Source organism: Methylobacterium sp. Leaf466 (assembly GCF_001425565.1).
GTDB lineage: Bacteria > Pseudomonadota > Alphaproteobacteria > Rhizobiales > Beijerinckiaceae > Methylobacterium.
In genome coordinates this window covers 1-25844 of record NZ_LMRC01000014.1, presented here as the reverse complement: position 1 = coordinate 25844, position 25844 = coordinate 1, and the positions used below count along the sequence as shown (strand labels likewise).

At 67.8% G+C, this 25844-nt stretch carries 17 protein-coding genes; 10 read left to right on the top strand and 7 right to left on the bottom strand.

The annotated features are described in order from the left end of the window. Positions 1 to 52: 52 nt before the first annotated feature. A complete protein-coding gene (locus ASG59_RS08360) occupies positions 53 to 280 on the top strand; it encodes a DUF4170 domain-containing protein (RefSeq protein WP_056286930.1) in 228 nt (75 codons plus the stop codon). Positions 281 to 509: 229 nt separating this feature from the next. Further along, positions 510 to 1454: a ribose-phosphate pyrophosphokinase gene (locus tag ASG59_RS08355; protein ID WP_055883200.1), complete on the top strand. Its 945-nt coding sequence runs from the start codon at positions 510 to 512 to the stop codon at positions 1452 to 1454. 562 nt (positions 1455 to 2016) lie between these two features. Here ASG59_RS08355 and ASG59_RS08350 read toward each other — a convergent pair. Together ASG59_RS08350 and uvrA are read right to left on the bottom strand one after the other, a co-directional pair. Continuing rightward, on the bottom strand, positions 2017 to 2979 hold the full coding sequence (locus ASG59_RS08350; RefSeq protein ID WP_055883198.1) for a transporter: 963 nt from the start codon (positions 2977 to 2979) through the stop codon (positions 2017 to 2019). A 513-nt stretch (positions 2980 to 3492) separates the two neighbouring features. After that, the gene (uvrA, locus tag ASG59_RS08345) at positions 3493 to 6639 is read right to left on the bottom strand and encodes an excinuclease ABC subunit UvrA (protein WP_056408201.1); all 3147 of its coding nucleotides are present in this window, start codon (positions 6637 to 6639) and stop codon (positions 3493 to 3495) included. Between the two features lie 491 nt (positions 6640 to 7130). On the opposite strand from uvrA, the gene ASG59_RS08340 reads away from it, so the two are divergent. Next, positions 7131 to 8612 carry a PAS domain-containing methyl-accepting chemotaxis protein gene (locus ASG59_RS08340; protein ID WP_056408196.1) on the top strand — a complete coding sequence of 494 codons (1482 nt, stop codon included), beginning with the start codon at positions 7131 to 7133 and terminating at the stop codon, positions 8610 to 8612. Between the two features lie 246 nt (positions 8613 to 8858). After that, a complete protein-coding gene (locus ASG59_RS08335) occupies positions 8859 to 10913 on the top strand; it encodes a nitrate- and nitrite sensing domain-containing protein (protein WP_055883193.1) in 2055 nt (684 codons plus the stop codon). Between the two features lie 49 nt (positions 10914 to 10962). On the opposite strand, the gene ASG59_RS08330 is transcribed toward ASG59_RS08335, so the two are convergent. Both ASG59_RS08330 and ASG59_RS08325 read right to left on the bottom strand, forming a co-directional pair. Beyond that, entirely contained in the window at positions 10963 to 11727 is a 765-nt protein-coding gene (locus ASG59_RS08330; protein ID WP_055883225.1) for a Crp/Fnr family transcriptional regulator, read from the bottom strand. 360 nt (positions 11728 to 12087) lie between these two features. Further along, positions 12088 to 12330 (bottom strand): hypothetical protein, encoded by a 243-nt coding sequence (locus tag ASG59_RS08325; RefSeq protein WP_055883223.1) that lies wholly within the window; start codon positions 12328 to 12330, stop codon positions 12088 to 12090. A 227-nt stretch (positions 12331 to 12557) separates the two neighbouring features. Between ASG59_RS08325 and ASG59_RS08320 the strand changes: the two genes are divergently transcribed. Beyond that, positions 12558 to 12776 (top strand): hypothetical protein, encoded by a 219-nt coding sequence (locus ASG59_RS08320; protein ID WP_055883190.1) that lies wholly within the window; start codon positions 12558 to 12560, stop codon positions 12774 to 12776. A gap of 21 nt (positions 12777 to 12797) precedes the next feature. Here ASG59_RS08320 and ASG59_RS08315 read toward each other — a convergent pair whose 3' ends face one another. After that, entirely contained in the window at positions 12798 to 13838 is a 1041-nt protein-coding gene (locus ASG59_RS08315) for a hypothetical protein (RefSeq protein WP_056408195.1), read from the bottom strand. Positions 13839 to 13873: 35 nt separating this feature from the next. Next, positions 13874 to 16978, bottom strand: coding sequence for a transglycosylase domain-containing protein (locus tag ASG59_RS08310; protein WP_056408194.1), 3105 nt, complete (start codon positions 16976 to 16978; stop codon positions 13874 to 13876). 256 nt (positions 16979 to 17234) lie between these two features. Here ASG59_RS08310 and ASG59_RS20405 point away from each other — a divergent pair, with 256 nt between their 5' ends. Beyond that, positions 17235 to 18860, top strand: a complete 1626-nt coding sequence (locus ASG59_RS20405) for an RNA-directed DNA polymerase (protein ID WP_156399170.1) — start codon at positions 17235 to 17237, stop codon at positions 18858 to 18860. A gap of 121 nt (positions 18861 to 18981) precedes the next feature. Here ASG59_RS20405 and ASG59_RS08305 read toward each other — a convergent pair whose 3' ends face one another. Next, the gene (locus tag ASG59_RS08305; protein WP_055883185.1) at positions 18982 to 20616 is read right to left on the bottom strand and encodes an AarF/UbiB family protein; all 1635 of its coding nucleotides are present in this window, start codon (positions 20614 to 20616) and stop codon (positions 18982 to 18984) included. A gap of 276 nt (positions 20617 to 20892) precedes the next feature. Between ASG59_RS08305 and ASG59_RS08300 the strand changes: the two genes are divergently transcribed. From ASG59_RS08300 to gyrB, 4 genes are all read left to right on the top strand, one after another. Next, a complete protein-coding gene (locus tag ASG59_RS08300; protein WP_055883183.1) occupies positions 20893 to 21537 on the top strand; it encodes an MBL fold metallo-hydrolase in 645 nt (214 codons plus the stop codon). A 153-nt stretch (positions 21538 to 21690) separates the two neighbouring features. Next, on the top strand, positions 21691 to 21960 hold the full coding sequence (locus tag ASG59_RS08295) for a hypothetical protein (RefSeq protein WP_055883181.1): 270 nt from the start codon (positions 21691 to 21693) through the stop codon (positions 21958 to 21960). A gap of 88 nt (positions 21961 to 22048) precedes the next feature. Then, on the top strand, positions 22049 to 23011 hold the full coding sequence (locus tag ASG59_RS08290; RefSeq protein WP_056408192.1) for an aldo/keto reductase: 963 nt from the start codon (positions 22049 to 22051) through the stop codon (positions 23009 to 23011). Positions 23012 to 23168: 157 nt separating this feature from the next. Beyond that, positions 23169 to 25631 (top strand): DNA topoisomerase (ATP-hydrolyzing) subunit B, encoded by a 2463-nt coding sequence (gene gyrB / locus ASG59_RS08285; RefSeq protein WP_055883177.1) that lies wholly within the window; start codon positions 23169 to 23171, stop codon positions 25629 to 25631. Positions 25632 to 25844: the final 213 nt, after the last annotated feature.

Sequence of the window (25844 nt, the reverse complement as noted above, 5' to 3'; positions counted from 1 at the left end):
CAGCCGTGCTTAAAGGGCGCGCGGCGAACCCCGGCCCGACGAGGAGAGGCATGTGACAACCACGATCGACAGCGGCCAGAAACTGCACCTCGTCTTCGGCGGTGAACTCGAGAGCCTCGACGGAGTCGACTTCAAGGACGTGCCCGGCCTCGACATCGTCGGCATCTTCCCCGATTTCGCCTCGGCCCAGGCCGCCTGGAAGTCGAAGGCGCAGGCGACCGTGGACAGCGCCCAGACGCGCTACTTCGTCGTGCATCTGCACCGTCTTCTCGCGCCCTGATTGCCGGGACGGGGCAGGGCGCGTCGCCGACGGTGCCCGGGGCCTGGGATGACGGCGGACCGCTCGCATGAAGGCATTGTGACGCCCCCCCGCCGCTGTTAAGAGCGCGGGCATCGACGAGGCCGGTCCCCGCGCGCCGTGCGGGCCCACGCCCGTCGTTCGGCCACGCGCACCGGGTCGGGTGCCATCCACGCCTGTCGGCGCGAGCACACTGGTGGAAAGTCCCGGCATGAAGTCCTCGATCAAGATCATCGCCGGCAACGCCAGCCGGCCGCTGGCCGAGGCCATCGCCGCCTATCTCGAGATGCCGCTGGCCAAATGCATGGTCCGGCGCTTCGCCGACATGGAGATCTTCGTCGAGCTGCAGGAGAACGTGCGCGGCGAGGACGTGTTCATCGTCCAGTCGACCTCCTACCCGGCCAACGATCACCTGATGGAACTGCTCATCATGATCGATGCCGCGCGGCGCTCCTCGGCCCGGCGCATCACCGCGGTGATCCCGTACTTCGGCTACGCCCGCCAGGACCGGCGCACGTCGGGCCGCACCCCGATCTCGGCCAAGCTGGTGGCCAACCTCATCACGGAAGCCGGCGCGGACCGGGTGATGACCCTCGATCTCCATGCCGGCCAGATCCAGGGCTTCTTCGACATCCCCACCGACAACCTCTTCGCCGCCCCGGTGATCGTGCGCGACATCAAGGAGCGCCTCGATCCCAGGGAGTGGATGGTGGTCTCCCCCGACGTCGGCGGCGTGGTGCGCGCGCGCGCCATCGCCAAGCGCATCGACGCGACGCTCGCCATCGTCGACAAGCGCCGCGAGCGCCCGGGCGAATCGGAGGTGATGAACATCATCGGCGAGGTCGAGGGGCGCTCGTGCATCCTCGTCGACGACATCGTCGATTCCGGCGGCACCCTCGTCAACGCCGCCGATGCGCTGCTGGCCGCCGGCGCCAAGGACGTCTCGGCCTACATCACCCACGGGGTGCTGTCGGGGGGTGCGGTCTCGCGCATCGCCGCCTCGCGGATGAAGGAGCTGGTGATCACCGACTCGATCCAGCCGACCCAGGCGGTCAAGCTCGCCCGCAACATCCGGGTCGCCACCATCGCGCCGCTGCTCGGCGAGGCCATCGGCCGGACCGCGACGGAATCGAGCGTGTCGAGCCTGTTCGCGTAAGCCGCCCCGGCTTCCTTCGACGTCCGGAACCCGTTCGTCCGTCACCATCGAAAAGCCTGCGGGGACGATCGCGGCCGGCGTTCGGCCGGCCCTGTCGCGCCCGTCCTGCCGAAGGCGAGGGATGGGGCGGTCCGACGTGAGGTCACGTCGGGCTCCGGACGTCCCGCCCTGCGCGACCGACCGCGCCCGGCCGAACCGGGAGCCGGGCCCGCCCCTGCGTGCGAGGCGGCGATCCCATCTCGACCGAGGCTGGGACCACCGATGGCGTGATACGGTTTCCGCTTGGATCAAGCGGGAACCGTATCACCGAGCCCGCGCGGCGCCTGAGCGAAGCCCATTTCCGCATCACGAAGTGATCAACCGGAAATGGAATGACGCGCTCGCACCGGACGAAGCCGTGACGAAAAACGGCGGCCCTTCGTCCCTCGACGATCCGAAAGGCCCACGGGGGCCGGTCGCTCGCAGCAGGACGCGACCCCGAAAACGAAAAGGTCGCCCCCGGACGAACCGGGAGCGACCATTCAGATCGGTTCAGAGGATGAACGGATCTGGACTTGCGAGATCAGTACTTGCGGACGATCGGAGCGGCAGACGCGACGACCGGGGTCGGCGAGTACAGCGGCACGATCACGCGGAACCAACCCTCGACCGTGTCGGCGCGACGGACGGCGTTCGCGACGGTGGTGGCGACATAGGCCTGGGCCGTGAACGGTCCGAAGTCGTAGCCGATGAGGCCGCCGAGCGAGAAGTTGCCGCGGTTGCGGAAGGCGAGGCTGTTCGGGCTGGTGTCGAGGTTGACGGTGCCGTAGCCGATGGCGCCGATCTCGAACTTGCCGAACTTCTTGGTCGCGGTCAGGTCGAGGTTGAGCGAGTCGGAGATGATGAACGGTCCACGGGTACCGAAAGCGTTGTTGCCGCCGAAGGTGGCCGGGGAGTCGTAGAAGTTGCCGGTCAGGTTGGCGGTGAGGTTGTAGCCGTCGCCGGTGTAGCTGATGGCGATGCCGGCGCGGTAGGTGTTCGAGGCCAGCTGCGGCAGCACGGGGGTGGCGAAGGTGGTGCCGGCGTTGTTCACGAGAACGCCGCGGTCGCCGTTGAGCTCGTTCAGGTAGACACCGCCGAGCAAGCTGACGCCGACGTTGCCGCCGAGGTCGAACGCCCAGATGCCGCCCACGAAGGTGCCGACGTTGATGGACAGGTCACGCGAACCGTTCGGGCCGCCGTTCTTGCCGAAGGCGAAGACGGTCGGGGGAGCGACGAGCAGCTCGATGCGGCCGCCGAAGGGAACGAACGGGGTCGACCACACCAGCACCGGGACGTTCACGCCGACGTCGACGCTGCCGGGGGTGACGTTCTCGTTGCTGCGGTAGACGAACGTGTTCAGCGCGTAGATGCCCTCGGGCAGCGGAGCGCCGGTGGCCAGACCGACCTGCTCACCGGGAACGGTGGTGGTCTGGGCATAGGACGCGGTAGCGGTCATGGTCATCGTGGCCGCAAGTGCTCCAGCGGCCAGCCAGTTCTTCGTCATCGTGTTTTTCCTTCCCAAGGATTTCAGGCGTCCGCGACGCAGCCTTACGCACCTTCCCGCTTGGTCCACCGCTTGGTCGCGGTGTGATTCGCAGTCGGTGTGTGGCCCCCCATTGCGGCCCCAAGTCGCGTCTCAACGCTGAGAACTATTCTACAGGTCGGCGGCGAATGACAGGGGGATGCTCGCCGGCAAGGCAGTTCCAAATCGACCGTTGCGCAAAAGCCGCAATTCGGCTGCACTGCCTGGAAAGGATTCGTTAAGGTCTTGCCCAAGATCTCGTGACGAAGACCTTGGGTTTGTTCGGGACGCGTCGGCAGAATAACGCAAGACGATCAATCGCTTGATCGGGGGCCTACGGCCGGGACGATTGCGCAATCGCGCGTCGACCGATGCGCAAACCGGCGTCACGGCCTCGCCCGCCCCGACGGTCCGCCGGAGGCCTCCAGCGGGCCCGGAACGGGCAGCGACCGCCCGAATCACGGGCAGGCGCGCCTTTCCGGAGCGACGTCGGCTTCAGCGGCCGCCGGCGGCCCGCGCCTTGGGGATCGGCGGCTTGGGGGACGTCGCCTTGGGTGTCGTCGCCTTGGAAGCCGGCGCTCCCAGGGGCCGCCGGGCGAGCACGTCGCGCAGGAAGCGGCCGGTGTGGCTGCCCTTCGCCGCCGCGATCTGCTCGGGCGTGCCCTGCGCCACGACCTCGCCGCCGCCGTCGCCGCCCTCGGGCCCCATGTCGATCACCCAGTCGGCGGTCTTGATGACCTCGAGGTTGTGCTCGATCACCACCACGGTGTTGCCCTGGTCCACGAGTTCGTGGAGCACCTCCATGAGCTTGGCGACGTCGTGGAAGTGCAGGCCGGTGGTGGGCTCGTCGAGGATGTAGAGGGTGCGTCCGGTGGCGCGCTTCGAAAGTTCCTTGGAGAGCTTCACCCGCTGCGCCTCGCCGCCCGACAGGGTGGTGGCCTGCTGGCCGACCTTGACGTAGCCGAGGCCGACGCGGGCCAGCGTCTCCATCTTCTCGCGGATCGAGGGGACGGCCTTGAACAGGTCGGCGGCCTCCTCCACCGTCATGTCGAGGACGTCGGCGATGGAGCGGCCGCGGTACTTCACCTCCAGGGTCTCGCGGTCGTAGCGGCGGCCCTTGCAGACGTCGCAGGTGACGTAGACGTCCGGCAGGAAGTGCATCTCGATCTTGATGACGCCGTCGCCCGAGCAGGCCTCGCAGCGCCCGCCCCTGACGTTGAAGGAGAACCGCCCGGCCTGGTAGCCCCGCGCCTTGGCCTCGGGCAGCGCCGAGAACCAGTCGCGGATCGGGGTGAAGGCGCCGGTGTAGGTGGCCGGGTTGGAGCGCGGGGTGCGCCCGATCGGGGACTGGTCGATGTCGATGACCTTGTCGAGGTGTTCCAGCCCCTCCAGGCGCTCGTGCGGGGCGGGGTGCTCCATCGCCCCGTTCAGATTCTTGGCCACCGCCTTGTAGAGGGTGTCGATGATCAGGGTCGACTTGCCGCCGCCCGAGACGCCCGAGACGCAGGTGAAGGTGCCCAGCGGAATGTCAACGGTGACGTCCTTGAGGTTGTTGCCGCGTGCGCCGACCAGGGTGAGCTTGCCCTTGGCCCCCTTGCGCCGGGCGGTGGGGGTGCGCACGCTCATTTCGCCGGTCAGGTACTTGGCGGTGAGGGAGGCGGGGTTGGCCAGGACCTCCGCGGGCGTGCCCTGCGCGATGATCCGCCCGCCGTGGATGCCCGCACCGGGCCCGACGTCGACCACGTGGTCGGCCTGCAGGATCGCGTCCTCGTCGTGCTCGACCACGATGACCGAATTGCCGAGGTCCCGCAGGCGCTTGAGGGTGCCGAGCAGGCGCTCGTTGTCGCGCTGGTGCAGGCCGATCGAGGGCTCGTCCAGCACGTAGAGCACACCGGTGAGGCCCGAGCCGATCTGCGAGGCGAGCCGGATGCGCTGGCTCTCGCCGCCCGAGAGCGTGCCCGCCCCGCGCGCCAGGCTGAGGTAGTCGAGCCCGACGTCGATGAGGAAGGTCAGGCGGTCGCGGATCTCCTTGAGGATGCGCGCGGCGATCTCGTTCTGCTTGTCGGTGAGCTGCCCCGAGAGGTCGGAGAACCAGCGGTGGGCCTCGCGCACCGACAGGGCCGTGGCCTGCCCGATGTCCTGCATCGCCACCTTCACCGCCAGGGCCTCGGGCTTGAGGCGCTTGCCGGCGCAGGCCGCGCAGGGCGTCTCGCTCATGAACCGCGAGATGTCCTCGCGGGAGGCGTCGCTCTCGGTCTCCTTGTAGCGGCGCTCCAGGTTGGGGATCACGCCCTCGAACGGCTTGTTGACCGCATAGGCGCGAAGCCCGTCGTTGTAGGAGAACCGGATCGACTCGCGGCCCGAGCCGTAGAGCACCACGGTGCGCGCGCTCTCGGGCAGGTCGGCCCAGGGCACGCCGGTCTTGAAGCCGTAGTGCTGGCTCAGGGCATCGAGGGTCTGGCCGTAATAGGGCGAGGTCGATTTCGCCCAGGGGCCGATGGCGCCGCGCTTGAGGCTCAGGCGCGGATCGGAGATCACGAGTTCGGGGTCGATCCGCATCTCGTGGCCGATGCCGCCGCAGGTCGGGCAGGCGCCGAAGGGGTTGTTGAAGGAAAACAGCCTGGGCTCGATCTCCGCGATGGTGAAGCCGGAGACCGGGCAGGCGAAGCGCGAGGAGAAGGTGATCGGCTCGGGGCTTTCGCCCTCGGCCCCGTCTGCGAAGGCCACGAGGGCGATGCCGTCGGCGAGTTCCAGCGCCGTCTCGAAGGATTCCGCCAGCCGCCCGGCGATGTCGGCGCGCACCGCGATGCGGTCCACCACCACGTCGATGTCGTGCTTGAGCTTCTTGTCGAGTTTCGGCGCGTCCTCGATCGGGTAGTATTCGCCGTCGATGCGAAGGCGCTGGAAACCCTTCTTCTGGAACTCGGCGATCTCCTTGCGGTACTCGCCCTTGCGGCCGCGCACCACGGGGGCGAGCAGGTAGAGCCGGGTCTTCTCGGGCAGCGCCAGCACCCGGTCGACCATCTGGCTCACCGTCTGGCTCTCGATCGGCAGGCCGGTGGCGGGCGAATACGGAATGCCGACCCGCGCCCACAGGAGGCGCATGTAGTCGTAGATCTCGGTGACGGTCCCCACGGTGGAGCGCGGGTTCTTGGAGGTGGTCTTCTGCTCGATGGAGATCGCCGGCGAGAGCCCGTCGATCTGGTCGACGTCGGGCTTGGCCATCATCTCCAGGAACTGGCGGGCGTAGGCCGAGAGCGACTCGACGTAGCGGCGCTGGCCTTCGGCGTAGATCGTGTCGAAGGCCAGCGACGACTTGCCGGAGCCCGACAGCCCGGTGAAGACCACGAGGCGGTCGCGCGGGATCGTCAGGTCGATGTTCTTGAGGTTGTGCTCGCGCGCGCCGCGCACGGCGATGACCCGGGTGTCGCGCGGACCGTCGAACAGCGCGTCGAGCCGGGCCTCGGCCTGTGCTTCCTCGGCCGCCGGCTCGGCCTTCGCCCGGACGCCCTTGGTGGCGGCGGCCTTCGAAGACGCCGTCTTCGGGGAGACCGGTTTGGGCGGCGCGCTCGCGGCCGGGCTTGTCTCGTCGAGACTGGTCTTATCGAAACTGGTCTTGGCGGCGGCTTTGGCTTTGGCCATCGGGTCTCTTCGGAATCACGCGTGGAGCGACCGTGGCGGCACCGGCCGGGCCGAACCCGCGCGGGCCGCGGTCGTTCGGTGGTTGCTATGTCGTCCGGGCGGATCGGATCGGCAAGAGCCCCGGGTCGGCAAGAACCCGAGAGCGGCAAGAGCCCGGGAGTGGCGAGAGCCCGGGACCGGCGAGAGCCCGACACCGGCTCCTGCGCGAGTAGCCGCACCGGCGCGGCGGCTCGTCTCGCACGCGCCACAAGGTTTCGCCCGATGCCGGCCGTCGGCGAAGGATCTGCCTTTGCAGCGCCAAGGCATTCGCGCGGGGGCGGCCCACCCGTTCGAGATACCGATCCGTCCACGGACCGCGCTGCAACGATCTTAACTCAGGATTAAACCCTATGGTGGTATTTTTTCACATCGAATACATGCGTCGGCGGATCTGATCGACGCGGATGCGCGTCGGTCCCGGTCGACACCGGGGCGGGACGCCGGAGGCCATCATGATCGACGTATGGGGCAGATCGTCCTTCGAGCAGAAGGCGACGCTGGCGGCACTCTCCCAGTCCAACGGCATCATCGAGTTCGATCTCGACGGCGTCATCATCACCGCCAACGAGCGCTTCCTCGAGGTGGTCGGCTACGACCTGTCCGAGATCCAGGGCCGGCACCACAGGCTGTTCGTGGAGGCCGACGAACAGGCCGGCCCCGCCTATGCCGACTTCTGGCAGACCCTCCGGTCCGGCCGCTACCAGGCCGCCCAGTACCGGCGCCTGGGCAAGGGCGGCCGCGAGGTGTGGATCGAGGCGTCCTACAACCCGGTCCTCGACCGCTCCGGACGACCGTTCAAGGTCGTGAAGATCGCCACCGACGTGACCGCCCGCAAGCTCATGGATGCCGATCGCCAGGGTCAGATCGAGGCCATCGGCAAGTCGCAGGCGGTGATCGCGTTCGACCTCGACGGCACCATCCTGGACGCCAACGCCAACTTCCTGTCGACCCTCGGCTTCGACCTGTCGGAGATCGTGGGCCGCCACCACGGCATCTTCGTGGAGCCGGAGGTGCGGGCGGGCGCCGCCTACGGCGAGTTCTGGGCGGCCCTGCGCCGGGGCGTCTACCAGGCCGGCCAGTTCAAGCGCATCGCCAAGGACGGCCGCGCGGTCTGGATCGAGGCCTCCTACAACCCGATCCTGGACGCCAGCGGGCGGCCCTACAAGATCGTCAAGTTCGCGAGCGACGTCACCGCGCAGGTGACGATGCTGATGAAGCTCCAGGCCCTGCTGGAACGGAATTTCGGCGAGATCGACGGGGCCCTGGCCGTGTCGGACCGCGAATCCGCGGCCGCGGCGCAGGCGGCCGGCTCCACCTCCACCAACGTCCAGACCATGGCGGCGGCGGCCGAGGAACTGGCGGCCTCGGTCTGCGAGATCTCGCAGAGCATGTCCAAGTCCCGCCACGCCACGGACGACGCGCAAAACCAGGTCAAGGCCGCCGGCGCCTTCACGCACAGGCTCACCGAGGCGGCCACCGCCATGGGCGGCATCGTCGGCCTGATCCAGACCATCGCCGGCCAGATCAACCTGCTCGCCCTCAACGCCACCATCGAATCCGCCAGGGCGGGGGAGGCCGGCCGGGGCTTCGCGGTGGTGGCCCAGGAGGTCAAGAACCTCGCCAACCAGGCCGCGACGGCGACACAGCGCATCTCCACCGAGATCGACAGCGTCCAGGCGATCTCGCGGCAGGTGGCGGGCTCCCTCGACCGGATCGGCGGCAGCGTCGAGACGATGCGCGACCACGTGATCGCCACCGCCGCGGCGGTGGAGGAACAGAGCGTGGTCACGCAGGACATGTCCTCGAACATGCAGGTCGCCGCCGAGGCCGTGACCGCCATCGCCCGCAACCTCCACGGCATCACGGGCTCCGTCGGCAGTGTCTCGCAGGCGGTGGCGACCACGAAGGACGCCGTGCGCGTCCTGGCCCGATAGGCGTCAGGCGGGGACCTCCACGGGCAGGGGACGGCGGCCGCCACCGCCGGAAACGCATGCCTTGCCGGGCCGCCGGAGATGTCGGCGGGACAGCATGCGCGGCCGATAGACGAGACTTCGCCTCGCAGGCTAAATTTGCGACGAGGATGCGCAAACAAAAGGCAAAGGCCGACCCTTCAACCTTCCCTTTACACGAAGTCCGGCAGGGTGCCCGCAGATCTCTGGTACCTCGAGGCTTGCGGTTCGATGACGTTCGGTGTTTTGCGGTCCCTGCGGTCGCGTATTCTTCTCGTGGCCTTGGCCCCGTGCCTCGCCTTCGCCGTCGTGGCCGGCCTCGCGATCGACGAGCGCGTCGGCCAGCGCACCGAGATGGCGCGGATGGAGGACCTTGTCGGCCTCGCCGCCCGCGTCGGCGCCTTCGTCCACGAGGCCCAGCGCGAGCGCGGTGCATCGAGCCTGTTCCTCGGCTCGAAGGGCACCACCTTCAAGGAGGAGCTCGCCCGCCAGCGCCTCCTCACCGACGCCGGCCGGGAGGCCTTGGGCGAGACCTACGACCGGATGCACGCGGCCGGGTTGGGCACGAGCTTCGAGGGCCGGGGCGAGGCCCTGCGCAAGGGGCTCGGGCAGTTGCCCGCGCATCGCAAGGCGGTCGACGACCTCGCCCGGACGCCGGCCCAGAACTTGGCCGCCTATTCCGGCCTGATCGGTTCGGCCCTCGACCTCGTCCGCGAGATGTCGCAGGTGACGGCCAGCGGCGACATCACCACCCGCGTCTCGGCCTATGCCGCGTTCCTGTCGCTCAAGGAGTTCGCCGGACAGGAGCGCGCCACCGCCGCGGCGATCTTCGGCTCGGGTCGGCTCGACCTCGCCGCCCTCGGGCGGATCGCCACCCTCGCGGCCAACCAGGCCACCTACGAAGCGGTCTTCCGCCGGGCCGCGACGCCGGCCCAGCAGGCGATGCTCGACACGGCGCGCACCGGCGCGGCCTCGCGCGAGGTCGAGCGGCTGCGCGCCGTCATCCTCGACACCGTCCCCGGCCAGCCCCTCGCCTTCACCGACGGACCGGCCTGGTTCCGCCTCGCCTCGGAGCGCATCGACGCCCTCAAGGGCATCGAGGATCGCCTGTCGTCGGATCTCGCGCAGGCGGCCGGAACCGCACGGGCCGCGGCCGGCGACGCCGTCGTCGCCTGGACCGCCGCGAGCCTGGCCACCCTCCTGGCGTCCTGCATCGTCGCCTTCGCCTTCGGCACCGCCATCGCCCGTCCGCTCTCGCGCATCGCCACCGCCCTGACGGCGATCGGGCGCGACGAGGACGCCGGTGCGCTCCCCGAGGGGGGACCGCGCGAGGTCCGCGCCATCGCCGCCGCCGCGGTGGAGTTCCGCGACAGCCTCGCCGAGGGCCGGGCCAGCCGCAGCCGGGGCGACCGGGCGATGGCCGCGGCCGCCGCGGACCGCCGCGCCGCCATGTTCGCGCTGGCCGACAGCTTCGAGGCGAGAGCCGGCGGCATCGTCGAGGCGGTCTCGGCCTCCTCGACGCGACTCGAATCGGCCGCCCACCACCTGTCCCGTGCGGCCGCCGACACCTCGTCGCTGAGCGAGGCCGTCGCCGTCGCCTCCCGCGAGGCCGCCGCCAGCGCCGATACGGTCGCGGCGGCCACCGAGGAGCTTACTGCCTCGGTGCGCGGGATCGGCGAGCGCGTCGGCGCCTCGGCCGCCGTCGCCGACGAGGCCGAGCGCAACGCCGCCCGGGTCACAGAGGAGGTCAACCGCCTCTCGATGGCCGCCGGCAGCATCGGCCAGATCGTCGGGCTGATCTCCGACATCGCCGGGCAGACCAACCTGCTCGCCCTCAACGCCACCATCGAGGCGGCGCGGGCCGGAGAGGCCGGGCGCGGGTTCGCCGTCGTCGCCGCCGAGGTCAAGAGCCTGGCGAGCCAGACCGCCAAGGCGACGCAGGAGATCGCCGGCAAGGTCTCGGAGATCACCGCCTCCACCGAGTCCTCCGTCGCCGCGATCCGGGGCATCGCCGAGGTGATCCAGCGCATGAGCCTGATCTCCGCCGAGATCGCGGCTTCCGTCGAGGAACAGGGCGCGGCGACCCTCGAGATCGCCCGCACCACCGCCCAGACCTCGGACGGGACGCGGACGGTCTCCGGCCACATCGCGGGGGTGAGCGAGGCGGCGCTCTCGACCAGCGGCGGCTCGGCGCAGGTGCTCGATGCGGCCAGGGACCTCTCGCGCCAGGCCACGGTGCTGCGCACCGAGGTGGCGGACTTCCTGGCGACGGTGCGCGCCGCCTGACGCGACGGCGGGCTCGTGCTTGCGGCCGAAGGAAGATGAGCGGCCGGCCTCAGGCCGGCCGGATCGCGCCCTCGTCGGGCGGATCGACCGCCACGAGGCGCCCGGAGGGGCCGTAGACGGCCCCGAGCACGTCCTCGTAGTGCCGGGCCACCATCCCGTGGCAGTCGCAGGCCGCCGCCCGGACCCGTGCCCGGTCGAGGATGGTGATGCGGCCGCGGCCGACCTCGACGAGGCCCCGCTGCTGCAGGGTCCGCAGGACGCGGGTGAGGTAGGTCCGCTGCACCCCGAGCATGGCCGCCAGGAGCTCGTGGGTCACCGGCAGGACCTCGGTGCCGATCCGGTCCTGCAGGGTCAGGAGCCAGCGCAGGCAGCGTTCCTCGATCGGGTGGAGGGCGTTGCAGGCCACCGACTGCAGCACCTGCGCCAGCAGGCAGTCGGCGTAGCGGACGAACAGGTCGGCGAGCGCCGGCGACAGGCGCTTGGCCTCCTGCAGCCTCAGGGCCTCGATCCGCAGGACCGGGCCGCCGATCTGGACCACCGCCGAGGTCGAGGCCGGCAGGCAGCCGTTGCTCACCACCCCGCCGACGGCGCCCTCGCGGCCGATCGTGGCCGCCTCGGCGCTGCGCCCGTCGCGCATGGCGACCAGCAGGGTCGTCACGGTCAGGTCGCAGGGAAACGAGATGACCGACACCGCCTCGCCCGCCGTGAACAGCCGGTCGCCGCGCCGGGTGTGGACGAGCTCCATGTGCGGCGCCAGGCGCGCGCGGTCCGGCGCCTGCAGCGCCCTGAGCAGGAGGTTGCCCTCGAAGGGGATCGCGGGAGCGGGCGCCGCGGCCGGCCGCGACGGGGCGTCTGTCGTGTTCACTGTGCGACCTCGGTGGGGAGCCGTCGCCGATCGTGCCGGCGGCCCACGGCGGCGCTGACCGTAAGCGGGTTCGTGTTGGCAGGCCAACACTTTACCCTGCTGAAGTCCTTGACCCTGCTGAAGTCCTCGGTCTGTCGCAGGTTTTCAAGGCAAACCCGGTGACCGCTTCTGCGAAACCCGCTTCGCATCGGATTCCTGCGAAAGCCGACAACCCGCTTGCGGCCCGCCGCCGGAGAGCAGCCCCCACGGAAGCGCGCAGCGGTTTCGCGATGAGGACCGGTGCCGGTGGAGCCCGCCCGGACGCGGCCTTCAGCCCTGGCCGGCCTCCTCGCCCTCGCCGATGCAGTCGAGGGCGCGCTCGACGGCGCTCACGGCGTCGAGCAGGTTCTGCACGGTGCGCTCGACCTCCCGGGTCGGCCGTCCCATGGCGGCGGCCCGCTCGCTCAGCGCCTGGAGCTGGTCGAGGAGGGAAAACAGGTCGTCGGCCACCGCCACGACGTCGCCGCGCGTCGGGGAGGGTTCGGGCCGGCGGAAGGGAACCACGTTGCTCATGACCGTCATCTGCACGCAAACGCGGCCGAAAGGCCAGACGGCGCGGCGGCGGCACGGCCCCAATAGCGGCGTCCTACCCCGGTCTTCTGGTGCCGTGGTCACTTTTTGCGTGGCGCAAGGACATCACTTGGCGGCGAAGCGTCGACGGCCCGTTCATCATGCGCTTGACGGGGGCAGCCCCCGGCAGCACCACGGCTCACGATCCGTCAAGCCGGGAACCCCACGCGATGCGCCTGCCCCACCTCGTCCTCGCCGTCGTCCTCTGCGGCGGGCTCGGCGCCTGCAACACGGACACCGGTCCCAACGGCCGCAGCGCCCTGTCGGAGACCTTCGACACCGGCAACTACCGCCAGTCGAGCAACACCAACGGCACCCAGACCCGCCGCGACGTGAACCGCCAGTACACGGCGCCGTCGCTGCCCTCGATCATGTTCCGGGGGAACTGAGGCCATTCACCGCTTGGCCGTTCACCGCTTGGCCATCGCGTCGGCGAAGGCGGCGAGGCGGTTGCGGGCGTAGACCGGCAGGCCGGCGCTGATCGAGGTGCCGGTGTTGAAGGACGAATTGCCCATCAGCACCTGGGCCGGCAGCAGGTTCTTGAGGACCGGCACGCGGGCGTACTCCTGCTTGCGGTCGAGCACGTCCGCCTTGATCGCCAGCGCCATGTAGGTGGTGACGACGCTCTTGGCGGGATCGCCCGGCAGTGGCTGGACCACCGCCAGGAACTTGCCGAAGCGCAGGATCTGGTTGACCCAGAAGATCGTCTGTTCGAGCCCGCCGGCCACCGGCGTCTCGATGCCGGTGAGCGCCGACAGGCCCGCGGCCTCGGCGGCAGGAAGGGTGCGCAGCTCGCTCTGGAACGAGACGAATTCGGCGACCTTCTTGGCCGCCCCTTCCTCGAGCTTGTTGGCGAGCTTGACGCCCAGGGGCAGCTTGCCCTCCAGGTCGTAGCGCGACTCGATGCAGACGGTGCCCGGCGCGCACCACGGCCGGTCGGGGCGCTTCGCGAAGGCGGCGGCCGGGTCCTTGGTCGGGGTCACGTCGGCGGGGTCGAGCGCCTTGTGCTTGATCACCGGGTCCATCGTCGCGACGAAGGGCAGGGTGGCGTAGGCCGAGAGGTCGATGGCCTCGGGCGCCTTGGGCAGCACGAAGCGCCCCTGCGCCACGTAGACCTTGAGGGTCTCGTGGCGGGGCTTCGCGACGCCGTTGACGGTGACCGTGTAGTCGGGCTCGGCGTAGGCCGGGTAGGGGGCCAGCGCCGCGCGCTCGGCCGGCCGGCTCTTGCCCCAGTCGAGGTAGGGCACGAGCCCGCTCTCGGGGTTCGAGGGGTTGTCGCGGTGGTCCGTGAACAGGATCGTGCCCGGCTTCAGGCCGGCCAATCCCGCCGGGGTGATCGCCGGCACGTCCTTGATCCGTTCGGAGAGGGCGGCCGGGGTTTGGGCTTCGGCGACGGCCGGGGCCGCCAGGCTCAGGCCGAGGAGAAGGGTCGCGGCAAGCTGCGTCTGCACGTCGGGCGCCTCGGATGTCGGGATCGGTGGGGGGCTCAGTAGCGCGGGTCGTCGCCGAAGAGATAGTCGGGATCGCGGCGGCGCGGGCGCGGATAGGCGTCGTCCTCGCCGAAGGGCGAGCGGCTGGCGCCGGGCCAGGGCTGGTAGGTCTCGGGCTGGCGGTTGCGCAGGGGCGTGCCGCGGCCCCCGAAGGGATCGAGGGGATCGACCTCGGCGCGCCGGCGCCGGCGTAGGGTTTCGAGCACCTCCTGATCCGGGTCGGTGCCGGCATCGGCGCTGCCGTCGACCCCTTCGAGGTCGCCGTCCTCGGCGTCGGGGCGCATGGCGGTGCGGGTCTCGCCGGGCAGCAGCCGGTAGCGGGTCTCGGCCATGCGCCCGTCCTTGAGGCGGAAATGCTCCATGAAGCCGCCCTCGGCGGTGGGCGCGCCGCTGCGCGCGTCGATCGGCAGGTCGACGAGGAGGTTTCGCGATTCCGCGGTCGGCGGCGCCAGCGGGGTCTTGGCCACGCCGTTGGCCCAGGCCGCCTGGAACAGGCTGCCGGCGATGGGCACGGCGACATGGCCGCCGGTCTGGCCGCGCCCCAGCGTCCGCCGGGTGCCGTCGGCGTTGTCGTAGCCGACCCAGACCACCACGGTGATCTCGTTGGAGAAGCCCGCGAACCAGGCGTCGTTCTCGTTCTCGGAGGTGCCGGTCTTGCCCGCGACATAGGCGGAGACGCGGGCGAGCGCGGCGGCGGTGCCGTGATGGGTCACCCCCTGCAGCATGGTCTTGAGCTGGTAGAAGGCGACCGCGTCGGCCGAGCCGATCCGCACCGGGGCGCGGGTGCCGCGCTGGTAGATCGCCTTGCCGTCGCGCTCCACCGCCTCCAGCACGTGGGGGGCGGGGCGCGCACCCTCGTTGGCGATGGCCGCATAGAAGGCGGCCAGATCGAGCATCCGCACCGGCTGCGAGCCGAGCACGAAGGGATAGTAGCGCTCGCACTCGGCGTAGAGCTGCGCCTCCAGCGCCAGGTCGCAGATCCGCTGGAGGCTCGCCGGTGCCGTCGGGGCGATGCCGCCCTGGAGCAGGCGGGCGGTGACGAGGTTCTTCGAGAACTCGAGGCCCCGGCGCAGGGTCATCGCGCCCGAGCCGCCGCCGTCGTAGTTCTTGGGGCTCCAGGAATCGCCGGCCCCGCCGATGGGCGGCAGCGTCACGGGGGAATCGAGCACCAGGGTGTTGGGCTGCAGGCCCGCGTTGAGCGCGGCGAGATAGGTGAGGGGCTTCAAGGTCGAGCCCGGCTGGCGCACGGTCTGCGTCACCCGGTTGAGCTGGCTGACCGGGTAGGAGAAGCCCCCGGCCATGGCCAGGATCGCGCCCGTGCGGTTCTCGATGACCACCGCCGCGCCCTGGACCGCCGGGCGCACCCGGATCTCGGCGCGCAGGGTCTTGGCCTTGGCGTCGCGCAGCTTCACCCGCACCACGTCGTAGGTCTGGAGGCGGCCCCGCGCCGGGCCGGGGTCGAGGCTGGCGGTGCGGCCGTCGGCGAGGCCGACCCTCACCGCCCCGCCCCTGGCGTCGAGCACCACCGCCAGCGGCCAGTGGACGTCGTAGAGCACCGGCCGGGCCGCTTCGAGGGCGCGCCGCCAGGTGGGTTTTTCGAGCAGGGGCTTGTCCGTCGTCGGCTTGTCAGCCGTCTTGGCGCGCACGACCGGTTTGGCCTCGACGGACTCGGTCGCCTTGGGCGCCGGCGGCGTCATCGCCGCCGCCTTGGCGTCGCCGCCCACGAGCAGGGGAACGCCGTTGACCAGCGCCGGCGAGGCGGCCGCGGCCTTCTGCGGCTCCGCGGCCGCCGGCGGAACCGTCACCGGGCCGCCCTCGAGCTTGCGGATCGCCTCGGCGAGGCTGAACTCCGGCCCCTCGTAGGTCTGGCGCCCGGTGGCGCGCTCGTAGGTGGAAAGCCCGTCCTGCAGGGCGGTCTCGGTGGCGCGCTGCAGCCCGGCGTTGAGGGTCGAGCGCAGGGTGTAGGAGGCCGCCGTCAGGGATTCGAGGCCCGCGAAGGTGCGCGCCTCGCGGGCGAGGTGATCGACCACGTAGAACCCGGTATCGCGCCGGCTCGCCTCGCCGGAGACGAGGCCCAGCGGCGCATTGGCGGCCTGGGCCAGCTCCGCCTCGGTGATCGTGCCCTCGTCCTTCATCCGGGCGAGCACGTAGGCCCGCCGTTCGCGGGCGCGCTCGGGGTATTTGTCGGGGCTGTAGAAGTTCGGGCCCTTGGGCATGCCCGCCAGCAGCGCCGCCTCGGTGAGGGTCAGCGCGCCCACCGATTTGCCGAAGTAGCTGCGCGCCGCCATCTCGATGCCGTAGGCGCCGCGCCCGAGGTAGATCGCGTTGAGGTAGAGCCCGAGGATCTCGGACTTCGACAGGATGCGCTCCAGGCGCGCCGCCACGATCATCTCGCGGATCTTGCGCTCGTAGGTGACGTCGTCGCCCACCATCAGGTTCTTGACCACCTGCTGGGTGATGGTGGAGCCGCCGGCCGGCCGGCCCGGCGAGGCGAGGTTGCCGATGAAGGCGCGGATGACGCCGCGCTCGTCGATGCCCCGGTGCGTCTCGAACCTCTTGTCCTCGGCCGCCACGAACGCCTTTTGGACCATGACGGGCACCGTGGCGATCGGCACCACCATGCGCCGGCCGTTGGGCTCGAAGGTCTCCGAGAAGCGCTTGCCCGCCCGGTCGAGGATGAGGCTCACGCCCGGGAGCTTGGGGTCCTTCCAGGTCTCGGCCGCCGGCAGGTCGGCGGCGGCCTTGTTGTAGAACGCGATCACCTCGCTCGCCTCGAAGGGCGAATCCTTCGGGGTCTCGCCCTTGCAGAACTGGCGGTAGCTGACGTTGAGCTCGCCGATGTCGAGCCCGTGCAGGAGCTTGGGCGCACCCGCCCCCGCCACCGCGGTGGGGTCCTCCATGGCGGTGGAGATGAGGTCGTCGAGGTTGATGTCCTCGATGTCGAAGGCTTTTCGCATGTGGGCGCAACCGTCGCGCAGGATCTGCACCACCTGCGGCCCGTCCGTGGCCGGATCGAACTGCGTCTTCACCGCGTCCGGCCGGGTCGTCACCTGACTGAGCGTCAGGGCCGTCGCGAACAGCTTGATCAGGATGATGTTCATCGAAGCGGGCTGGACCGGTGCGTGTCGGGAGGCGCGGAGAGGCTTGCGCCGCAGGCGGTGACTATGCGTTGTACAAGGCGGCTGTTTTATGGTCCGATGAAACCGCGAACGGCAGAAACACGCCCTCGCAGTACGCTTTTTATGTCGAAATTTTCATACACAAATGTTGAGTTGTAATTTGCAATAATGCCTAAGAATTTTTATAAATATTGTACAGAATTATCAATCTATAACGCTATTATGATGAAGGAATAACATGGTAGATAAACTACATTCATTGCTGAGCACTGGATTTTTTCCAGAAGTTGTTCCTCCGTGTTTTTCGGCCATCAAATTAGCCGACGGAACAATAAAATATTCTAATGAGCTGGATGGGTTACGCTGGACTGGGAAACATACAACAAAACCTGCACCTTATAGCAGCACGAAGCGCAATGGGCATCGCCGTCAATTTGCGACCTGCCATCCCGCGTCTTACTTTTTTATCTGTAGATTTATCGAAGATAATTGGGGTAGCCTTGAAGATCATTTTAAAAAATCAAAGATAAGCCTTTCGACTCCAAATTTTAATGAAGGTCCGCTCGTAGTCAGACCTATCAGTTTTACTCCATTCGGCGAATTGGATAAAACCGTTCATAGAAAAATTCTATATTCTCCATTTCTACTAAGAGCAGATGTGGCTCAATTTTTTCCATCAATTTATACTCACTCGATACCCTGGGCTCTGCATGGCAAAGAAAGTTCTAAGAATGATTTTGATTCGAAATCAAGTTCTTTACCTTTTAACGAATTGGATTTTCAAGTTCGAAGAGCTCAAGACGGACAAACTCGTGGAGTTTTGATTGGTCCAGATGCGCATCGCATTATTGCTGAAGCAGTAATAACTGCTGCCGATATTAAATTTCAGACTTTGTCAGGAGATAAAATAATTGGAGGTGTTCGCCATGTAGACGACTACTACCTCGGTGTTTCAGACGAAGCTGACGCTGCGCTTGTGCTTTCACATCTAAGGGAATCTTTAGCAGAATTTGAATTGTTTGCGAATGATGAAAAGACAAAGATAATACGGACAGATCAGCCTAGCGATGACAGCTGGCCATCGCAGTTGCGTACATTAACTTCAAATGTCGAAATCGTCGAATCAGGCGAAGCAATCCGAAACGTTGTAGAAATTACTATTAGTCTTATTAAATCATCAGGAAGCCAAAGCCCTCTAAAATTGTTACTGCGCGAACTAGATCGAAAGAATATTTCGGAATCAGATCACTTCGATATTTTAGAAACATATTTGATGAGATTTATATATCATTTTTCTCATGCCATTGATTATATTTGTCTGGTAATGGCGAAACGGGCGGCGATTGCACTTTCTTTTGACAAAAACAGCTGGGAAACCATCATAAATTTTAATTTGAAGCGATTTGCTTCATATCGCTATCATCATGAATGCGCCTGGTTGCTTTGGCTATCTCATCAACTAGATATTTATTTGTCTGATGACGTAATATCTCAAATAGAAAGAACTGAGAATCCCCATTTAATATCCATTATTGTATCGCTCTATGCAAATAATAAGATAAAAATCAAACGGAATTTTGAACTTCCATCATCGGACACAGGATCGCAAGCTAGTTGGATGGTCCAACTTGAATTAAGAAAATATGATATTATCAAACAAAAATTTTCTGGGCCTTATGGCTCTTATCTAGATAAAATTTCAGACGAAAAAATAGGAATTATAGATTTAAACAACGACCTTGAAAGACTTTCTTCATCAGATCATTCCGCCATAGAATCTTCAAGATGGGGGTATGAAGCTTTTGATCAAGATAAAATCAGGAATATTTTTGAATCCCACCCGTCAAGTATTGATGATTACTAAAATATTTTATGACACCATTCCCGGTTGATCACTTCGTGATGGGGAAATGGACTTCGCTCAAGCGCCGCGCGGGCTTGCTGATACGGTCACCGCTTTAATCAAGCGGAGACCGTATGATTACCTACTTGTTCCGCCCGAGCAGCACCAGCCACCCGATTCCGATCACGAACACGCCCAACCCCACCGTGACGAAGGCCGGGGTGCCCAGATCCATGAAGCGCGGGGCGAGCTGCGTCGCGAAGGCGGCCACGATCAGGGCCACGGCGACGCGGGCGGCGGCCCGCTCGATGCCGCGGGTGAGCTTGTCGATGCCCTTGACCTCGATCTCGACGGTGACGCGGCCCTGCTTGAGGCGCACCAGCATCAGGTGGATCAGGGTCGGCAGCTCGGAGGCCGCGCCGAACAGGCCGGCGCCCACCGCCTCGACCTTGCGGGTCAGCCCCTTGATCGAGAACTGCGAGGCGAGCTTGCTCTTCACGGTTGGGCCGGCGGCGGTGAAGAGGTCGAACTTCGGGTCGAGCTGGCGCATCACGCCGTCGGCCGTCACCAGGCCCTTGAACAGGATGGCGAGGTCGGTGGGCATGGCCAGATCGTTCTCGCGGGCCATGGTCATGAAGTCGGTGAGCAGGTCGCCGAAGTTGAGGGCCGCCCCGGCATGGCGGTTGATGAAGGCCTGCGAGGAGGCCTCGAGCTTGGTCAGGTCCGGGTTGCTCGCCCCGGTCCAGTCGAGGAGCACCGCCATCAGCCCGTCGGCGTCCTCCTTGAGCATGGCGCCGATCAGCATGAGGAGCTGGGTGCGGCGGCGCTCGGACAGCCGGCCGATGATGCCGAAGTCGATGAAGCCGATGCGGTCGCCGCTCATCGCCAGCATGTTGCCGGGGTGCGGATCGGCGTGGAACACGCCCTCGATCAGGGCCATCTGCAGGAAGGCGTCGGTGCCCTTCTGGGCCAGCAGCACCTTGTCGATCCCGGCCGCGTCGAGGCGGGCATGGTCGTTGGGCGGGATGCCGTGGATGAACTCCTGCACGAGGACGCGCTCGGAGGTCCATTCCCAGTGGATCTTGGGCACCACGATGTCGTCGCGCTCGGAGAAGATCGCCGCGATGGTCTCGCAGTTGCGTGCCTCGTTGACGAGGTCGAGCTCGCCGTAGAGGCCCCCGGCCAGGTGGCGCATCTGCTCCTGGGGCTGGTAGCGCCCGAACTCCGGCCATTCGGCCACGACGATGCGGGTGGCGTGCGCCAGCAGGCGCAGGTCCGCCTCGATGATCTTGCGCAGGCCCGGCCGCAGCACCTTCACCACCACGTCCTCGCCGGTGTGGAGGCGGGCGCGGTAGACCTGGGCGATGGAGGCGGAGGCGAGCGGCGTCGTGTCGAACTCGGCGAAGACCTCCTCGGGGGTGCCCCCGAGGTCGGCCTCCAGCTGCGGCCGGATGCGCTCCCACGGGACCGGCGCCACCTGGCTGTGCAGCTTGGCCAGCTCGTCGGTCCACTCCGGGGTGAGCAGGTCGGGCCGGCTCGCCAGGATCTGCCCGAGCTTGACGAAGGTCGGCCCCAGGGTCTCGATCGCCCGGCGCACCCGCTGGGGCTGCGACAGGCGGGTGATGTCCACCCGCGGCGCCCTGCGCTTGGCCAGCCGCGCCACATGGGCGATGCCGAGGCGGTCCACCACCTTGTTGACGCCGTACCCGACCAGCACGGCCGTGATCTCGCCCAGGCGCTGACGGTCCCGGGCGGCGACGAAGGCGGTTCTCAGCATGACGACAAGGGGCTACCCCGGCTGGCGTTTTCGGATGGACGGGCGGACGAAGGGGCACGGGGGATCGCCGGGTCACCGGACGGATCGGCCGTATCCGCTCGATCAGCGCCCGCTAACCGCCGGGCGAGGCCGAAGTTTGGCGGGCCGCGGTTTTTGCGTGCCCCGGCGACGTCGCACCCGTGCCGGGGCCGACCCCCGTGTGACAGGTCGCGCAAGGACGCTTAGACCGTCGGGCATCCGCGCCGACGGGCGCCTCGATGGAGCAAAGCGGTCCCGATGCCAGGCACGCCCCGCGCCGGAATCATCCCGGTGACACCCTTCCAGCAGAACTGCACCCTGATCTGGTCCGACGAGACCAAGGTCGGCGCCGTGGTCGACCCCGGCGGCGACCTCGACCGGATCGTGGCGGCCATCGCCGCCCAGGGCATCACGATCGAGAAGATCCTGCTCACCCACGGCCACATCGACCACGCCGGCGGCGCCGACGAGCTGCGCGAGCGACTGGCGGTGCCGATCGAGGGCCCGCACGAGGCCGACCGCTACCTCCTCGACAGCCTGCCCGCCACGGGCGCCAACTACGGCCTCGAGGGCGCCCGCGCCGTGACCCCGGACCGCTGGCTGGCGGACGGGGACCTGGTCACGGTGGGCGAGCTCGCCTTCGACATCCTCCACGCGCCGGGCCATTCGCCGGGCAGCGTCGTGTTCGTGAGCCGGGACGCCCGCTTCGCGCTGGTGGGCGACGTGGTGTTCAAGGGCTCGGTCGGCCGCACCGACCTGCCCGGCGGCAGCCACGACCAGCTCATCCGCGCCATCAAGGAGAAGGTGCTGCCGCTGGGCGACGACATCGCCTTCATTCCCGGCCACGGCCCCACGAGCACCCTGGGCGAGGAGCGGCTGACGAACCCGTTCCTGCAGGATTGAGCCGCTCCGATCGGCCTGCAGCGATTCCGGCACCGTGGTGGCGGTGCATCGGAAAGGGTGGTCGGAGGGTTGCCCCTTGCCACTCGTCCGGCCACCCGCTCATATCGTGGGACCGGTCGTCGTGTGACCGGTTCGTCTGAAGGAAGGCCGTCGATGGCAGAGGTTGCGCCATTTGATCTCGAGGAGCAGCGCGCCAGGATCGAGCGCTCGCACGAGGAAACTCGGAAATTCGTCGCCGAGCAGCACAAGCTGATTGCCGAGCAAGGCAAACTCGTCTCGGAGCAGAGCAAGCTCGCGGCAGAAGCGTCGAAGCTTGGCCGGGACCGAATGCTCGCACCTTGGCAGATCGCGTTGTCCGGCATGGCTGCGGGGGCCGCGTTTTTCGGAGCCGGCGCCGCTTTCATCAAAGTTCTTGGGTCGTGATGAAAACCGCGTTGTGACGGCTGGTGCGGGAGGTTCGGTCATGCCTGACACGTCGATATCAGCGATCACCGCTTTGTAGAGGATCAGCATGCAGGCGAGACAGATCGGCCGCTCCGGCCTCCTCGTGGCGCCGCTCTGCCTCGGGGGCAACGTGTTCGGCTGGACCGCCGACGAGGCGACCTCCTTCGCCATCCTCGACCGGTTCGTCGAGGCCGGGCTGAACTTCGTCGACACGGCCGACGTCTATTCGCGCTGGGCCGCCGGCCACGAGGGCGGCGAATCCGAGACGGTGATCGGGAACTGGTTCAAGCGGAGCGGCCACCGCGACAAGGTCGTGCTGGCGACCAAGGTCGGGATGGACATGGGCCCCGACGGCAAAGGCCTGTCCGCCGCCCATATCGAGCGGGCAGTGGAGGCCTCCCTGCGCCGTCTCCGGACCGACCGGATCGACCTCTACCAGTCGCATGCCGACGACCACGCCACCCCAATCGAGGAGACGCTGCGCGCTTACGAACGGCTGATCGAGGCCGGCAAGGTCCGGGCGATCGGCGCCTCGAACTACTCGGCCGCCCGCCTGCGCAGCGCCCTCGACATCGCCAAGCGCGAGGGCCTGGCGCGCTACGAATGCCTGCAGCCCGACTACAGCCTGGCCGAACGGGCCGGCTACGAATCCGAGCTCGAACCCCTGTGCCGGCGCCAGAACCTCGGGGTGATCGGCTACTTCTCCCTGGCCGCGGGGTTCCTCACCGGCAAGTACCGCTCGGAGCATGCCGCTGAAGGGCGCGCACGCGGCGGCAACGTCCAGAAATACCTCACCCCGCGCGGCTTCGCGCTCCTCGACGTCCTCGATTCGGTGGCCGCCGAGCACGACGCCACCCCCGCGCAGGTGGCGCTCGCCTGGCTGATCGCCCGCCCGGGGGTGACCGCCCCCATCGCCAGCGCCACCTCGGTCGCGCAGCTGGACGAGCTGATCGGCGCGGTCTCCCTGAGCCTGTCGCCCTCGGGGCGCGACAGGCTCAACGCGGCCAGCGCCGGCGGCGTCAGGGCCTGAGCCGCCCGCTCGGGGCCGCCCACAGCCACGCTGCCCGAGAACGATGCATTTACAAGGGATGCCGCCTATATAACGCAGGCCGACGAATCGCAGGCGCGCCCATGGCCGGAGCCGGGGCACGACAACCGAGCAAAGACCCGCCTGCCCGAGGAACTTCATGTCCGACACGCACGACGACGACGTCTCCCGCAACCTTGCGGCCACGGCCTATGGCGCGGAATCCATCAGGGTGCTCAAGGGCCTCGATGCGGTGCGCAAGCGGCCGGGCATGTACATCGGCGACACCGACGACGGATCGGGCCTCCACCACATGGTCTACGAGGTGGTGGACAACGCCATCGACGAGGCGCTCGCGGGCCACGCGGACCTCGTCACCGTCACCCTCAACCCCGACGGCTCGGTGACCGTCTCCGACAACGGCCGCGGCATTCCCACCGACATCCACAAGGAGGAGGGGGTCTCGGCGGCCGAGGTCATCATGACCCAGCTCCACGCCGGGGGTAAGTTCGACCAGAATTCCTACAAGGTCTCCGGCGGCCTGCACGGGGTCGGCGTTTCGGTGGTCAACGCCCTGTCGCAGTGGCTGCGCCTGCGCATCTGGCGCGGCGGCAAGGAGCACGCGATGGAGTTCCGCCACGGCGACGCGGTCTCGCCGCTGGTGATCGTCGGCGAGGGCAACGGCCGGCGCGGCACCGAGGTGTCGTTCCTGCCCTCCACCGACACCTTCACGATGATCGAGTTCGACTACGGGACGCTGGAGAAGCGCCTGCGCGAGCTCGCCTTCCTCAATTCGGGCGTGCGCATCGTGCTCACCGACGCGCGCCACGCCGAGCACAAGCGCGAGGAGCTCTACTACGAAGGCGGCATCGAGGCCTTCGTGCGCTACCTCGACCGCTCGCGCAAACCCATCGAGGGCATGACGAAGCCGGTGATGGTGCGGGCCGTGCGCGACGACATCCGCGTCGAGGTCGCCCTGTGGTGGAACGACTCGTTCAACGAGACGGTGCTGCCCTTCACCAACAACATCCCGCAGCGCGACGGCGGCACCCACATGGCGGGGTTCCGCGCGGCGCTGACCCGGCAGATCACCGGCTATTCGGAATCGTCCGGCATCGCCAAGCGCGAGAAGATCTCGCTCACCGGCGAGGACTGCCGCGAAGGGCTGACCGCCGTGATCTCGGTGCAGGTGCCCGATCCCAAGTTCTCGTCGCAGACCAAGGACAAGCTCGTCTCCTCCGAGGTCCGCCCGGCGGTGGAGAACGTCCTCAACGAGGGCCTCTCGAACTGGCTGGAGGAGAACCCGGCGCTGGCCCGCTCGGTGATGGCCAAGGTCATCATGGCGGCCTCCGCCCGGGAGGCGGCGCGCAAGGCCCGCGAGACGGTGACGCGCAAGGGCGTCCTCGACATTGCCTCGCTGCCCGGCAAGCTCGCCGACTGCCAGGAGCGCGATCCCAGCAAGTGCGAGATCCTGCTGGTGGAGGGCGATTCCGCCGGCGGCTCGGCCAAGCAGGGCCGTGACCGCCATTTCCAGGCGGTGCTGCCCTTGCGCGGCAAGATCCTGAACGTCGAGCGGGTGCGGGCCGACCGCATGCTGTCCTCGGCCGAGATCGGCACGCTGATCACCGCGCTGGGCGCCGGCATCGGGCGCTCGTCCACGGACCGCGAGGGCTTCAACCCGGACAAGCTGCGCTACCACCGCATCATCATCATGACCGATGCCGACGTCGACGGCTCCCACATCCGCACCCTGCTCCTGACCTTCTTCTTCCGGCAGATGCCGGAGGTGATCGAGCGCGGCCACCTCTACATCGCCCAGCCGCCCCTCTACAAAGCGGCCAAGGGCAAGAGCGCGATCTACCTCAAGGACGAGCGCGCGCTGGAGGACTACCTCATCGACGCGGGCGTCGACGGCGCCGTGCTGCGGCTCGCCTCGGGCACCGAGTTCGGCGGCGCGCAGCTCAAGGCCCTGGTGGAGGAGGCGCGCCAGTTCCGCGGCCTGATGCAGGCCCTCCACACCCGCTACGACCGGGCCGTGGTCGAGCAGGCCCTGATCGCGGGCGCCTTCCGCCCCGATGTCGCCGAGGACGGCGCGCAGGCCGGCCGCCACGCGGCGACCATCGCCGAACGCATGGACCGGATCGCCGACGACATCGAGCGCGGCTGGGAGGGCGGCGCGGAGGAGGGCGGCTACGTCCTGTCGCGCACCCTGCGCGGCGTGCGCCAGGTGGCCAGCCTCGACGCCACCCTGATCGGATCGCAGGAGGCCCGCCGCCTCGCCGACCGGGCCGAGGCCCTGCGCGAGATCTACGACGAGCCCGTCACCTACGCCCGCAAGGGCGACGAGACGGTGCTGCACGGCCCCGTCGGCCTGTTCGAGGCGGTGATGGCGTTCGGCCGCAAGGGCCTGCAGCTACAGCGCTACAAGGGCCTGGGCGAGATGACCGCCCAGCAGCTGTGGGAGACGACCCTGGACCGCGACGTGCGCTCGCTGCTGCAGGTTCGCGTCAAGGACACCCAGGACGCCGACGACCTCTTCGTGAAGCTGATGGGCGACGTGGTCGAGCCGCGCCGGGAGTTCATCCAGGACAACGCGCTCAGCGTCGCCAACCTCGACGTGTGATACGGTTTCCGCTTGGATCAAGCGGGAACCGTCTCACCGAGCCCGCGCGGCGCATGAGCGAAGCCCATTCCCGCATCACGAAGTGATCAACGGGCGACTGTATTGTCGGTCAAGCCATGAGGTCGCTTTCGGCGAAGGTTTTGTCGTCCTTGACCAGGGCGTTGGCGAGGACGACGAGGCGTCGGCCGGTGGCGACGATGGCGACCTTGGCGG